This window comes from Rhodococcus wratislaviensis (assembly GCF_041228765.1).
Taxonomy (GTDB): Bacteria; Actinomycetota; Actinomycetes; order Mycobacteriales; family Mycobacteriaceae; genus Rhodococcus_F; species Rhodococcus_F wratislaviensis.
Genome location: NZ_CP150488.1, coordinates 8,074,993 through 8,087,823, shown reverse-complemented (window position 1 = coordinate 8,087,823; position 12,831 = coordinate 8,074,993). Strand labels below are relative to the sequence as shown.

16 protein-coding genes and 1 riboswitch are annotated in these 12,831 nt (G+C 67.3%); of the genes, 5 read left to right on the top strand and 11 right to left on the bottom strand.

Annotated elements, in window-relative coordinates:
- Positions 1-11: 11 nt before the first annotated feature.
- Positions 12-1,904 (bottom strand): glycoside hydrolase family 15 protein, encoded by a 1,893-nt coding sequence (locus WKC72_RS36975; protein WP_128639981.1) that lies wholly within the window; start codon positions 1,902-1,904, stop codon positions 12-14.
- 92 nt (positions 1,905-1,996) lie between these two features.
- Positions 1,997-2,884 (bottom strand): sigma-70 family RNA polymerase sigma factor, encoded by an 888-nt coding sequence (locus WKC72_RS36970; RefSeq protein WP_370181246.1) that lies wholly within the window; start codon positions 2,882-2,884, stop codon positions 1,997-1,999.
- A gap of 105 nt (positions 2,885-2,989) precedes the next feature.
- Between WKC72_RS36970 and WKC72_RS36965 the strand changes: the two genes are divergently transcribed.
- Complete coding sequence (locus tag WKC72_RS36965) at positions 2,990-3,754, top strand: SDR family oxidoreductase (RefSeq protein ID WP_370181245.1); 765 nt, start codon at positions 2,990-2,992, stop codon at positions 3,752-3,754.
- On the opposite strand, the gene WKC72_RS36960 is transcribed toward WKC72_RS36965, so the two are convergent.
- The 3 genes from WKC72_RS36960 to WKC72_RS36950 are packed head-to-tail and all read right to left on the bottom strand — an operon-like array spanning position 3,739 to position 5,046.
- Positions 3,739-4,653, bottom strand: a complete 915-nt coding sequence (locus WKC72_RS36960; protein ID WP_370181244.1) for a SigB/SigF/SigG family RNA polymerase sigma factor — start codon at positions 4,651-4,653, stop codon at positions 3,739-3,741. The genes WKC72_RS36965 and WKC72_RS36960 overlap by 16 nt on opposite strands.
- A 43-nt stretch (positions 4,654-4,696) precedes the next feature.
- Complete coding sequence (locus WKC72_RS36955; RefSeq protein ID WP_167344068.1) at positions 4,697-4,843, bottom strand: hypothetical protein; 147 nt, start codon at positions 4,841-4,843, stop codon at positions 4,697-4,699.
- Positions 4,844-4,902: 59 nt separating this feature from the next.
- A complete protein-coding gene (locus tag WKC72_RS36950) occupies positions 4,903-5,046 on the bottom strand; it encodes a hypothetical protein (protein WP_037241513.1) in 144 nt (47 codons plus the stop codon).
- A 312-nt stretch (positions 5,047-5,358) separates the two neighbouring features.
- On the opposite strand from WKC72_RS36950, the gene WKC72_RS36945 reads away from it, so the two are divergent.
- Positions 5,359-5,685, top strand: a complete 327-nt coding sequence (locus WKC72_RS36945; RefSeq protein ID WP_037241511.1) for a MerR family transcriptional regulator — start codon at positions 5,359-5,361, stop codon at positions 5,683-5,685.
- A 15-nt stretch (positions 5,686-5,700) separates the two neighbouring features.
- Here the strand turns inward: WKC72_RS36945 and WKC72_RS36940 are convergent, their stop codons facing one another.
- Complete coding sequence (locus WKC72_RS36940; RefSeq protein WP_037241508.1) at positions 5,701-6,084, bottom strand: hypothetical protein; 384 nt, start codon at positions 6,082-6,084, stop codon at positions 5,701-5,703.
- Between the two features lie 240 nt (positions 6,085-6,324).
- Between WKC72_RS36940 and WKC72_RS36935 the strand changes: the two genes are divergently transcribed.
- The 3 genes from WKC72_RS36935 to WKC72_RS36925 all read left to right on the top strand — a co-directional run bounded on the left by WKC72_RS36935 (position 6,325) and on the right by WKC72_RS36925 (position 8,271).
- Entirely contained in the window at positions 6,325-6,633 is a 309-nt protein-coding gene (locus WKC72_RS36935; RefSeq protein ID WP_037241504.1) for a MerR family transcriptional regulator, read from the top strand.
- Positions 6,634-7,048: 415 nt separating this feature from the next.
- Entirely contained in the window at positions 7,049-7,276 is a 228-nt protein-coding gene (locus tag WKC72_RS36930; protein WP_112301311.1) for a hypothetical protein, read from the top strand.
- Positions 7,277-7,305: 29 nt separating this feature from the next.
- Positions 7,306-8,271 (top strand): ferritin-like domain-containing protein, encoded by a 966-nt coding sequence (locus tag WKC72_RS36925; protein ID WP_370181243.1) that lies wholly within the window; start codon positions 7,306-7,308, stop codon positions 8,269-8,271.
- 63 nt (positions 8,272-8,334) lie between these two features.
- On the opposite strand, the gene WKC72_RS36920 is transcribed toward WKC72_RS36925, so the two are convergent.
- From WKC72_RS36920 to WKC72_RS36900, 5 genes are read right to left on the bottom strand one after another with little or no spacing between them, the layout of a single operon-like run.
- Positions 8,335-9,498, bottom strand: coding sequence for an epoxide hydrolase family protein (locus WKC72_RS36920; protein WP_370181242.1), 1,164 nt, complete (start codon positions 9,496-9,498; stop codon positions 8,335-8,337).
- Between the two features lie 56 nt (positions 9,499-9,554).
- Entirely contained in the window at positions 9,555-9,905 is a 351-nt protein-coding gene (locus WKC72_RS36915) for a hypothetical protein (protein WP_037241490.1), read from the bottom strand.
- 49 nt (positions 9,906-9,954) lie between these two features.
- Positions 9,955-10,782: an LLM class F420-dependent oxidoreductase gene (locus tag WKC72_RS36910; protein WP_370181240.1), complete on the bottom strand. Its 828-nt coding sequence runs from the start codon at positions 10,780-10,782 to the stop codon at positions 9,955-9,957.
- A gap of 41 nt (positions 10,783-10,823) precedes the next feature.
- A complete protein-coding gene (locus WKC72_RS36905; protein WP_005244499.1) occupies positions 10,824-11,627 on the bottom strand; it encodes a hypothetical protein in 804 nt (267 codons plus the stop codon).
- A 48-nt stretch (positions 11,628-11,675) separates the two neighbouring features.
- Entirely contained in the window at positions 11,676-11,990 is a 315-nt protein-coding gene (locus WKC72_RS36900; RefSeq protein WP_009477809.1) for a multidrug efflux SMR transporter, read from the bottom strand.
- Between the two features lie 10 nt (positions 11,991-12,000).
- Positions 12,001-12,062: riboswitch (guanidine-III (ykkC-III) riboswitch) on the bottom strand.
- Positions 12,063-12,831 lie beyond the last annotated feature (769 nt).

The window sequence follows — 12,831 nt, the reverse complement described above, 5'->3', positions numbered from 1 at the left end:
CCCGTCCGGGCTCACATCAGTTCCCGCATCCGCTCGTGGAGGATGATGCGACCCGCGGCCTCGATCAGCGCGAGGTGGGAGAACGCCTGTGGGAAATTGCCGAGATGGCGGCCGGTGCTCGTGTCGAACTCTTCGGCGTACAACCCCAGGGGCGAGGACACGCTGAGCAACCGCTCCATCAAATCGGTTGCCTCCTGCACCTGTTCGACCACGGTCAGTGCCGACACCAGCCAGAACGAGCAGATCAGGAAGCTACCTTCCTTGCCCGACAACCCGTCGTCGGTTTCACCGGTGCGGTAGCGAAGGACGAATCCGTCCTCGGTGAGATCGTTGGCGATGGCGTCGACGGTGGCGCGCAGGCGTTCGTCCCCGCGAGGCAGGAATCCGAACACCGCGGCGAGCAGGGTCGACGCGTCCAGCGCCTCGGTGTCGTAGTGCTGGCGCAGCACCCCGTTCTTCACCCCGTGCTCGAGGATGTCCGCGCGGATCTCTTCGGCTGTGGCACGCCAGGTTTCCCCGGCCGAGCGATCGCCGCGGATGCCCGCAATCTTCGACGCCCGGTCCAGTGCCACCCAGCACATCAACTTCGACGACACATAGTGCTGCGGTGCGCCCCGGGCCTCCCAGATCCCCTGATCGGGGTTGCGCCACACCGCGGACGCGCACGTCGCCTGCTGCTGCACGAGCGGCCACAGCCGGCGGGGGAGCCGCTTGCTGCGCACCGTGTGCAACAGGATCGAGTCGAGGACTGCGCCGAACACGTCGTTCTGCCGCTGGTCGAACGCCCCGTTGCCGATGCGCACCGGGCGCGCCCCCGCGTAGCCGGACAGGTCGTCGCGGGTCGACTCCGTCAGGTCGCGGGTGCCGTCGATTCCGTACATGATCTGTAGTGCACCATCGCCGTTCGACTCGAGGTCGGCGACGAACTGCATGAACTCGTCGGCCTCCCAGTCCAGATTCAGGTAGTGCAGCGCCTGCAGTGTGAACGTGGAGTCCCGCATCCACGTGTACCGGTAATCCCAATTGCGTTCGCCACCCGGGGTTTCCGGCAGGGACGTCGTGAGGGCCGCGACGGTGGCGCCGGTCGGCATGTACGTGAGTCCCTTGATGGTCAGGGCGGACCGCTGGATCGCCTCCCGCCACCGGTGATCGGGGAAACGTGCGTGGCTGAACCAGCGCCGCCAGAACGCCGAGGTTGCATCGAGTTGCGCAACAGCCTCTTCCGTCGTTTCCGGCGCGGCGAGTCCCGCAGCCCACGACAGCGCGCAGTACAGGGTTTCACCTTTCTCGAGCACGTGGCGGGCGCGAATCCGCCCACCCTCGATGCCGAGCGCCATGTCCGTCCGCAGGCGCAGGGTCCGACCCGCGCCGCTCGCGTCGGCGGTGTGCCGATCGCCGTCCACGAGAACCCACTCCGCCGGTGTGCGTCCGTAGTCGAACACGGGCTCGCACACCAACTCCACCTCCACGCTGCCGTCGAGGCAGGTGACCGTGCGGACCAGCATGTGATCGGCGTCCTCGTCTGCAGGCGGTCGTGTGTGGGGAGTGACGGTGTCCTCGCCGCGGCTCGGACCCATCGTCAGCGCGCTGCGCACGGTCACCCAACCGGTCGGCGTGTTCCACACCACCGAAATGGTGTTGCTTCCCGGCTCGTACTGCCGGGACGCCGGAACATTGAGCCCGAACGGGCCGATCCGGAACATCCCCGCCTCGCGGTCGAGGAGGGAACCGAACACGCTGGGCGAGTCGAACCGGGGCACGCACAGCCAGTCGACGGAACCGTCCGGTGCGATCAGCGCCCCGGTGTGGCAGTTCGAGAGGAAGGCGTAGTCGGCGATCGGCGGGAACGGCGACGGCGCGGCCGCGCTCTGAGGTGGGGCATCGTCGTCCGAGGCAGTGGTCACGTTCGCGCCCCTCTCCGCGCAGTGTCGGCAACCTCCATGCTGCGGGTCGGGGCGCGCAGGGGCATCACCCGGTAAGGGTGACCGGGGTCCCTTCAGTCACCGAGGACCGCGAGATCGAGTCGGCCGACGCGATCGGGTTCTGCGATGACGTCGATCTCGGTGATCCTGCCGTCCTCGATCGTGAACGCCAGCACCAGGTGCAGCCGTCCGTGGAGAGCCATCACGAGTCCGACCGCCCCGTTCACCAGGGCGATCTGAGTGAACCGGGCCCGTTCCGAGGAGGCGAGCGCGCCCTTGGCCACGACACGGGAACCCCGGATCACGAGAGGTGCCGGGGTGGGGCCGACAGCCGGATCGGCCCGGAGCACCACGTCCGGATCGAGCAGGGCGACCAGAGCGTCGAAGTCGCCGCCGCGGGTGGCGGCCAGATAGGCGTCGACGACGCGGCGCCGGCGGTCCAGATCCGCCGTGTCCGGGGCAGGCGAGGCTCCCTTGACCCGTCGCCGGGCCCGGCTGGCGAGTTGCCGCACCGCAGTGGAGGAGCGACCCACGATGGGTGCGACGTCGTCGAAGGGCACGTCGAACATGTCGTGCAGCACGAACGCGAGCCGTTCGGCCGGGGTCAGCGTGTCGAGCACCACGAGCAGTGCCAGACCGACCGAGTCGGCAAGCATCGCTTCGTGTTCGGGATCGCCACCGTCCTCGCGGCCGACGACCGGGTCGTGTGCCTGCACGTCGAGAGGTTCCTCGCGCCGCTGCTCGCGTGAGCGCAGCACGTTCAGGCATACCCGCGACACCACGGTGATCAGCCAGGCCTCGAGATTGTCCACGTCGCCGGTGTCGGCGCGGCTCATGCGCAGCCACGCCTCCTGGACGGCGTCGTCGGCCTCGCTCACCGAGCCCAGCATCCGGTACGCGACAGCCCGCAGCCGGGAGCGGTGTTCCTCGAAACGCTCCGTCAGCCGATCGCGGTCGTCCACCGTGTCACATTCCTTCCTCGCCGCGTGTCCTAGCAGTAGATCCAACGAAAACCAGCTGTCGAGACCGGGAAACCGAGTCCCGCACCCAACGAATCTGGAGAGATCATGACATCACCCATTCTGATCACCGGCGGTACGGGCACGCTGGGACGTCAGGTCGTCCCACTGCTGCGGGCGACGGGACGGGACGTGCGCGTTCTCAGCCGGCACGGCCGCGAGCCCGGCGACGGCGTCGAGTACGTGACCGGTGACTTGTTCGAGGGCAAGGGAATAGAGCCTGCACTGGAGGGGGTCGAGACCGTTCTGCACCTGGCGGGCGGCCCCAAGGGGGACGAGGTGGCGACGCGGAACCTGGTGGAGGCCGCCTCGCGCGCCGGGGTGCAGCACCTGGTGTACATCTCGGTGATCGGCGCCGACGGAGTTCCGCTCGGCTGGTTCGGATCCAAGCTGGCCGCGGAACGCGCGGTGGCCGACTCGGGTGTGCCGTGGACGACGCTGCGCGCGGCCCAGTTCCACGACCTGGTGCTGGCCATGCTGCAGAAGATGGTGAAACTGCCGGTGATCCCGGTCCCGGGCGGATTGCGTTTCCAGCCGGTCGACTCGGGGGAGGTCGCGGCGCGTCTGGTGGAACTGACGCTCGGCGCCCCGGCCGGCCTGGTTCCCGACCTGCCCGGGCCGACCGTCTACGGAATGGCCGATCTGATGCGCGGATACCTGCAGGCGACCGAACGGCGTCGGCTGATGATGCCGGTCCGGATGCCGGGAAAGGCCGGCCGTGCCTACCGAAACGGCGCGAATCTGTCCCTCGACGTCGCAGCGACGGGCAAGCGGACGTGGGAGGACTTCCTGGCCGCTTACGAGAGCATCTGACCCCCGGCGTCGGCGAGTTTCCCGCGCAGGTCCGTCAGGGTCTTGGACAGGAGCCGGGACACCTGCATCTGCGAGACACCCACCCGAGCGGCGATCTGCGACTGGGTCATGTTGCCGAAGAAGCGCAGGACCAGCACGGTGCGTTCAAGGTGGGGAAGCGATTCCAGCAGGGGGGCGAGGACCACATGGTCCTCGACGTGGGCGAGGGCCGGGTCGACGTCGCCGATCGTCTCCGACAGTGGTCGTTCGTTCTCGCCGAGCGGGAAATCGGTGGAGAGGGTGCTGTACGCGTCGGCGACCCGGAGCCCCTGCACGACTTCGTCCTTGTCGATCCCGACGGCCTCGGCCAGTTCGCTCGCCGTCGGGGCGCGTCCGAGTGTGGTGGTCAGTTCGGTCGTCGCGTTGGTGAGGGAGAGGTGCAGTTCCTGCATGCTGCGCGGGACGCGCATGGCCCAGCCCGTGTCGCGGAAGTGCCTGCGCACTTCGCCGGTGATGGTCGGCACGGCGTAGGACACGAAGTTCGCTCCGCAGCGGGCGTCGAAGCGGTCGACGGCCTTGACCAGACCGAGGCGGGCGACCTGAATCAGGTCGTCGAGTGGTTCGCCACGACCGTGGAAACGCCGGGCGATGTGTTCGGCGAGCGGCAGGCAACGTTCGATCAGCCGCTGCCGCAACACTTCGCGGCGGGGGTCGGAGGCGGAGAGCCTGCCGATGGCCGCGCACTGCGCGGGTACGTCACGGTACTGGTCGCGCTCGCGGCGCCCGGCCTCCGGGCGTTCCGCCCGGCGGTCTTCCGCTGCGACATCCGGCGCAGGCATCGTGCGATGCGTCGGCGTCGTCCGCGAGGGGATGCGACGGATTTCGCAGGATGGTGCGACGAGCTGGGTGGACACATTCATGGCTCTGCCCTTCTCTGACCTGCCGGCATCGGCAATGGCGTCGCTATTCGACGAGTGCGGGGGAGGTATCGGTGGCCTCGTCGGCGAACATCGCCTCGATCCGGGCCTTGATTTCCTCGGTGCTCATCGTTGCTCCGCCTCGCGAGGCAGTAGTGGTGGCGGAAGCGTGGGATGTGGAGCTCGCGGGCATGAGCGCTGTGTCCTGTCGGGTGCGAAGGGTCGGGGTGGAAAAGGTGGCCGGGCCGGCCGTCAGGTCGGCAGGGACGAAAGGAGAGTGAGCGCGCTGAGCGCCAGCGTGGCGATCAGGCCGCCGGCGATCGCTCCGCCGCTGCCTGCGCCGAGAACGAGGACTTCTCCGTCGTGGGGAGCGTTCTGCGGGTCGTGTGTGGTCATCTGTTCTCCTTGGTGCCCACCTCGTGGTGAGAACTTATCTGCGTTGAAGAATATAGATTTGTTCTACAGTCCTAGCGCAGGAAGTTCAAGCGGAATCGGCAAGATTGCTGCTCGAGGGGCGATCATCGGACGGGGAACTGGACCAGGAAGACATCAGGCGAGGCCGTGTGGCCCTCCGGGCCGCCGAGATCCGTGCGACCGGACTGCGGGACGGCAGTGCATGCATAACGAAGCGAACCTGTACCCCCTGCGGCACATTGTGTCGTCCGGGCCTTGCTAAGATTGATGCGCCCTGAGAAGAAGGGAGATCCGGTGACGTCCTCTCATGTGCCCCTTCGTTCGCAGCGGGGTGTGTACGGGATCTCGGTAACGTCGGAGCTGACGGGTATCGGGCCGCAGACGCTGCGCTTGTACGAGCGGCGAGGGTTGATCACACCGACTCGCACGGGCGGTGGAACACGCCGGTACAGCGAGGAGGATGTCGCCCGCCTCCAGAAAATCACCGAACTCGTCGCGGCCGGTGTCAATCTGATCGGAATCGGTCAGATCCTTCAGCTCGAAGCCGAGAACGCGATCCTCGCGGCGCGCAACGCCGAGCTGGAGCTGCTCGTGCAGTCCGAGGTCCCGGGTCGCGCCTGAGCGGCGCTGACCGGCTCAGCTCGCAGACTGGTCGTTGGTGGGGTTGAATTCGTCGAACGATGCGTCGGCCGTCTGCCATTTGCCCTCGGCCCGGATGTCGGCGAACGCCAGGTCGAACGCGTCGACGAGCCATGCGTGCTCGGCGGCGGCCAGCAGTTCGTCGGAAGTGCCGTCGGCGGCGCCCTGGTACAGGCGGACTCGCCATTCGGACGTGTCCTCGGCGGCGTCGGTCAGTCCGTCGGCCGCGTTGGATGCGAGAAGGTAGCGGTTGTACTCGAAGTCGACCCGGATCGCGTAGCCCGTACCGGTGTTGACGACATTTGCCGGTCGCTGGGTGGCCGCGGCGAGCGCAGTGAGGGCGTCGCGGTAACGATCAGCGTGTTCCTGAGTGCGGGGCACCGTCTTCTCGTCTCTGGCGCTGAGGCCGTGGCACTCGCGGCCACGACACCTCCACGAACCCTGCCGGGGCGGCCGCGGTTCGTGTTCGGTTCGGACCCGAGATTACGTCACCCGGTCCTGGTCCTCGCCACGGCCGAGCCGTCATGATGGGCGGAATATGCAAAATCTATATCCCTCGTTATAGATTCGTTTCATTCGTTTGTTAATATCAGGTGTTCCTTAAGCAGAAGGGAGCCTGTTGTGACCATCGACGCCCTACCCCGCTCATGTCGCGGGGTCTACGGAATTGCGGTGACGTCGGAGTTGACGGGCATCGGCCCGCAGACTCTGCGGCTGTACGAGCGCCGCGGATTGCTGACCCCGGCCCGGACCAGTGGCGGCACCCGCAGATACAGCGAAGACGATCTGGTCAGGTTGGCGCGCATTGCCCAGCTCATGGAGGACGGAGTGAACGTCCCGGGCATTCAGCGCATTCTCGCGCTCGAATCCGAGAATGCGGATCTGGCGTCCCGGTTGGAAGGATCGGAGCGCGGCTCGGCCGGAGAGTGACCGTCAGGCCGGCGTCCGCCTCCGGTCTTCTCGGGAAACGGGATCCCGTGGGTGTGTCATCCGCGCTGGTCCTGGTGGTTTCAGCACGCGTAATCCCCGCGTCGGCCGATTCACATGCTTCAACGGGTTGACCTTTACTGCCGAGTAGATAAGATGAAATCTGTATCCGCCAGAGCAGATAAGTTGACGACCCGAACGAGCCGCACACGTACGAGCATGTGACGTTGTGGCAGGGAGAGAACAAGCAATGGCCGAACGAGACACCGCCCGTGCAGTCGATGTCGTCAGCGCACTACCGCTGTAAATCGCGAAACCCGGGCCCTGCACGAAGGCGCCGACAGCGTCGTCCGGCGAATGCCCTCTCGTGTACGCCCCGACTCTGGTCCGCATTCGACTCCAGACGGGAAATCGAACCATGACCCTTGCCCACAATGCACTCCGCACGCACGCGCCCCGGCACGCGAAGAACCAGCAGGACGAGCCCGACCGTCGTTTCTCGCTCGGGACCGCTCTCGTCGCTGCGCTCGTTGCCGCCGTGCCCGCGATGTCCGTGACCGGATCGGCGGTCCTCGCGGCCGTCACCGCTGCGGCCGTTCTGGTCGGAGTCCTCCTCGCTGCGTATCTCATCTCCAGCCTGATCTGATCGCACCCCACGAACCGGAAGGACACACTATGACCCTCACCACCGTCCCCACACTCATCACCCAGCTGCACGCCGTACTCGATCTGACCAACACCGAAATCCAGGTCGCCGAAACCCGCGTCGCGCAGGCGCGCACCGAGGCCGTGCGCCGAGAACTGACCGAGAACGCCGAGAACGGACGCCTCCGCGCAGCGGCGATCGAACGCGCCATCCGCGATCTCGGAGGAGTGCCGGAGATCGTCGGCCCGCTGCTCGGCCGGCTCGCAGCGGCGCTGAAGGCGATGGCGGAACAGGCGCAGCCGTTCGACGAGGCTCTGCTCGGCGACCTCGTCCTCGAGCACCAGCTGCTCGACCGGGCGCGGTACGTGAAGGCCCTCGCGACCACGGCCGGGAAGCAGGACGTCGTCCGGTTGGCCGATCGACTGGTCACCGCGCACGCGGCGACCGTCGACTGGTTGACCACGGTGCTCGCGGAGGAGGCGCTCGGCGGACCGGCGGCATTGCGACGCACCCCGTTCCAGGCGGCGACCGGTGCCACGATCCGGCTGATCAACGTCCCCGTCTCGTGGTCCGCGCGCGGCATCGACCGTGCTCTCGACACGGCCCGCACCACCCCGCCGATGCTGAGCGCGTTGCTCGGGCGAGGCGCCCACGCGGGCGACGTCGCGGTGAAGACGCTTGCCGCCTCGCGTGATGCCGCCCTCGAAACGGCCGAGCGGGTCACTCGCGACGAAGGCGCCGACGGAATCGCCGATGCGATTCATTCCGCACGCACCGCCGGCGGCGTCCTGGAGGCAGACGAACTGCCGATCGCCGACTACGACGACCTCAACGTGTCCCAGGCCGTCGCCGCGGTCAAGGAACTGACCGATCCCTCCGACGTGCGCACCGTCGTCGCCTACGAGGAAGCCCACAAGGACCGTCAGGGTGTGGTCTCCGCGGCCCAGACGCGGCTCGCCGGTATCGCCCAGGAGGTTGCCGGTATCGGCAACTGACGCAATACCATCGACGAACTCGCCGGTCCCGCTGCTCGGGGCCGGCGCTTCGTCGTGTCCCGCTCAGCGGAGTCCGGCGAAGAATTCCCGGATGTCCGCGGTCAGCGTCTCGGGCTCTTCGAGTGCGGCGAAGTGACCGCCACGGTCCTCGACGTCGGTCCATCGCGTGATCGCGTGTTCCTGTTCGGCGTAGCGGCGGATGCCGACGTCGTGAGCGAAGACGATGACCGCGGTCGGGATCCCGGACGCGGATTTTTCGGCGCCCCAGGACGATTCCTGCGCGTAGCCGACATACGCGGACGACGACGCGGTGTCGGAGAGCCAGTACAGCATGACATTGGTGAGAAGTCGGTCGATGCCGACGACGTCGTGGGGGAGCGCCTCCCGGGGATACGTCCATTCGCGGAACTTGTCGACGATCCACGCGAGCTGACCCACTGGCGAATCGGCAAGCGCGGCACCGAGAGTCGCGGGTCTCGTGGACTGGATGGAGATGTAGCCGAACTCCTCGGACATGAACCGGGACACCCGGTCCAGGCGGTCCTGTTCCAACGGTGACAGGCTGGACCGCTCCGCCTCGTCCAGCTCGTGGAACGGAACTCCGACGTTGCCGTTGAGATGCACCCCGACCACCGCGTCCCGGGCGATGCGGGCGACCTCGGGGGAGACGGCCGCACCGATGTCCCCGCCCTGGACCCCGTAGCGGTGGTAGCCGAGCCGGCTCATCAGCTCTGCCCACGCGGTAGCGATACGGCTGGTGTCCCAGCCCGGTTTGCGGACCGGTCCGGAGAATCCGAATCCGGGAAGCGACGGCACGACCACGTGGAACGCGTCGGCGGGGTCGCCCCCGTGCGCCGCGGGGTCGGTGAGGGGTCCGATCACGTCGAGGAACTCAACGAACGAACCCGGCCAGCCATGGGTGAGGACGAGGGGCAGCGCGTCCGGTTCGGGCGAGCGCGCGTGGAGGAAGTGGATGTTCTGCCCGTCGATCTCGGTCACGAACTGCGGGATGGTGTTGAGCGACTTCTCCTGAGCCCGCCAGTCGAACTCGTCGCGCCAGTACGTGACGAGTTCGACCAGGTAGGACGTGGGCACACCGCTCGCCCAGTCGTCACCGGGGAGAGGTGTGCCGAGCCGGGTGCGCGCGAGGCGATCGGCGAGATCGTCGAGTTGCTCCTGCGCGATGTCGATGCGGAACGGACGGATGGTCTTCGTCGTGTCGGTCATATCGAGCACGCTACGAAGGATTGAGGACAGTTCGGGTCCTCGATTGCGAAGCCGGGTCAGCAGGCCCCGGTCTTGGCGGCGTCGTAGGCCTGGATCATCTGGTCCTTGCGGTCCTGCGGAGCGTCCTTCCACTCCGGCGTCTCGGCCGACTGGGTGAAGAGGTCGTCGAGGGCCTTCGTGCGGTCGAACGTCTCGCCGCTCTGCTGCGCGCGAGCCTCCGCGCCGTTCGCGTACTGGAGCAGGCCTTTGCACAGGTCAGCGACTGCAGGCAGGTCCGCGGAGGACGCCTCGGTGGCCTCGGTCGTTGCGCTCGCCGGGGACTCGGCCTCGGTGGTGGCCGATTCGGAACTGCACGCCCCGAGCAGCAGGGCAGCAGGGATCAACAGCGCAACGATGGTTCGTGTCATGCGAAATACATACCAGAGGCATCGGTCGGCTGCTGTCGGCCGGTCGGTCCTATGCGCGAAGCGGCAGTAGTCTCGCGAGCTGCCGGGCCACCTCGTCCGGCTCCTCACCCAGTTCGCTCACGACGACGTGATCGGCGCCGGCCGCGAGGTGGCTGTGGACCCGCGCGACGATCGCGTCCGCGTCGCCCCAGGCGACCAGGTCGTCGACGAGCCGGTCGCTCAGCCCCGCGATGTCGTCGGCGCCGAAACCCATCCGCACGAAATTCGTGGCGTAGCCGCCCACCCCGGACAGGAAACGGAGCGGTACGCGGGCGGTGTCGCGGGCACGCGCGGCGTCGGTGCCGAGGACCGTCATCAGCGAGACGACGAGCGTGGCGTCCGGACCGAGGATGCGCCGCGCCTCGGCGGTGTAGTCGGGGGTGACGAGGAGCAGGATGGCCCCCGCGGCCCTGTCCCGCGCGAGTTCCAGCTTGCGCGGGCCCAGCGCGGCCAGAATCCGTCGCTCCGCCGGCACCGGCGGAGCGGACCGGTCGAGTTTGTCGAGATACTCGTTCAACCCCCGGAGCGGCCGGGGGACCTGCGGGCCGCCCAGTCCGACGACGAACCGGTCCGGCGCCGTGGTCTGTAGATCCGCATGGAGCTGTGCGACGGCCTCCGACTCGTACACGTCGACCGGGATGATGCCGGTCGCGACAGGTATCGAGTCCGTCGCCCGGACGACAGCCGTGATCCGGTCCAGGCTGTCGATCTGACCGCCCCGCAACCAGATCGCCGAATAGCCGAGGGATTCCAGCCGGGCCGCCTCATCGAGATACGTCTCGTCCGGTGTGATGTTCAGTGAGATGCCGACGGGTCCGAGGCCTTCGATGCGAGTCATGACCCGACCGTAAAACCTCGAGTTACGTTCAGGTCAAGGGATCAGGCGGGCCCGAGTGTGTAGTCGACGCCCGGGCGGTCGCCCTTGCCCTTGAGCCAGCGGCCCGGCAACTTGCCGGCGAGATCGCCGAGCGGCCCGACCGCGGCACTGAGAATCCCCACCGTTTCCTGCAGCAGGTCGATGCTGGCGCTCATCCGCTCGAGGTTTGGCGCCAGCGCCGTCAACGTCTCGGACAGCGCGACGATCTGGTCGAGTGGGCCGCCCTCGGCGATGAGACGTTCGAACGCGCCACCCTCCGACAGCAGGGTCTCGAGGATGCCGTTCTCGGCGAGCGCCCGGTCCACGAGTCCACCCGGCGCCGTGAGCCGCTCGACGGCGCCATCCTGCGCGGTCAGCCGTTCGAGCGGTCCCTGCTCGGCGGTGAGACGGTCCAGCAGACCGTCCTTCGCGAGAAGCCGTTCCAGGGTGCCGTCCTCGGCGAGCACCCGGTCGAGCGGGCCGTCCTTGGCGAGAACCCGCTCGAGCGGGCCGCCCGGCTCGAGCAGCCGTTCGAGGGTGCCGCCCTCCGAGGTGAGACGGTCGACGGGACCACCCGGAGCGAGCAGGCGGTCGAGCGGACCCCCCGGCTGGAGGGCCTGCCCGAGCGGCCGGTCGTTGGCCGCGAGCGACGACAGCTGGCTGATCACCTGCAACGGGCTGCCCTGGGTGCTCATCCCCGTGACCACGCCGGTCCCGGCGACCGCCGTCCGGACGGTCACCAGGCTGGCTTCGGCGATTCCGAGACCGACATCGGCCGCCGCAAGACCGACGCGCACCGGGAGGGTCATCAACGACACCAGGTTCATGGAATTACTGTAACCCGCGACACACAAGCATCGAGTGTCACGATCCGGTCAGTGCAGAACCTTCAGTCCGACGACGCATCCCACGATGCCCAGGATCAGGAGGATCTTCACCAGCGAGGAACTTTCGGCGCCGGTCACCATCGCGAACCCGACCGTGAGGGCTGCGCCGATGCCGACCCAGACCGCGTACGACGTTCCGATGGGGAGACTGCGCATCGCGAACGCCAGACCCGCCATGCTGAGAATCAACGCGACGCCGAAGACGACGCTGGGTCCGAGTTTGGTGAAGCCTTCCGACCGGCCGAGGGCGGTGGCCCAGACGGCCTCCAGGATTCCCGACAGCACAAGCACGATCCACGCCATGACAAACCTCCGGGCACCGTCTTGTCGCTGGCCGGGTACGGTGCGCTCGTCCGGATGTCGTGTCGACGATTTCCACGGTACCCAACGGGGCGCTCCGCGCCCGTGAGTGGTGAGCGAGTACACACACTCCTCCGGCGCGCACGGGGCGCGAATGCGCCGAATATCTCGCAGATCGATGTCGCCTCATTTATTGTCGAGCGAAACAGTGAATTCTGTGCATATACCACGGAAGATAACGAGGCACATCATGATGCTCGGACTGCTCGCCGCAATCAACAGCGCATTCACCCTCGGACTCGCCAACACGATCGGAACGTTCGGTGGAGTGGTGCTCAACCTGAACGTCGTCGCCTGAACTTACTGCCTGTCAAGACAACTCCACTCCCGCAACCCCGCTGTCGGCTCGACAGCGGGGTTGTCACGTATGCGACGCCCGGAGGCGCCGGCCCGCGGAGCGCAACTTTCCCATCCTTGCTCATGCGCCGAGAATTTCGCCCCTTTTTCGACGAAGAAGAATGGGTAATTTTATTCAGGGAAATTGCTCGCGTGTGTCGCCGCTAATTCTCCGGAGTTGACCTAGTGTCATCCGCAACGCGCACGGACAGCGCGCAACCACCCCTTCCCAGGGGCGACGATGGAGGTCATGATGCTCGGACTGCTCGGGGCACTCAACAGCGGCGTCACACTCGGCTTGGCCAACACGATCCTGACGTTCGGCGGGGTAGTACTCAACCTCAACATCGTGGTGAACTGACGAGCGGAATCCCACCCGCACGGGCCGGCGGTACCGGCTCACAGGAATCTCCCAGGAAACCTACAGCGACGATCCAGCGTCACGAGT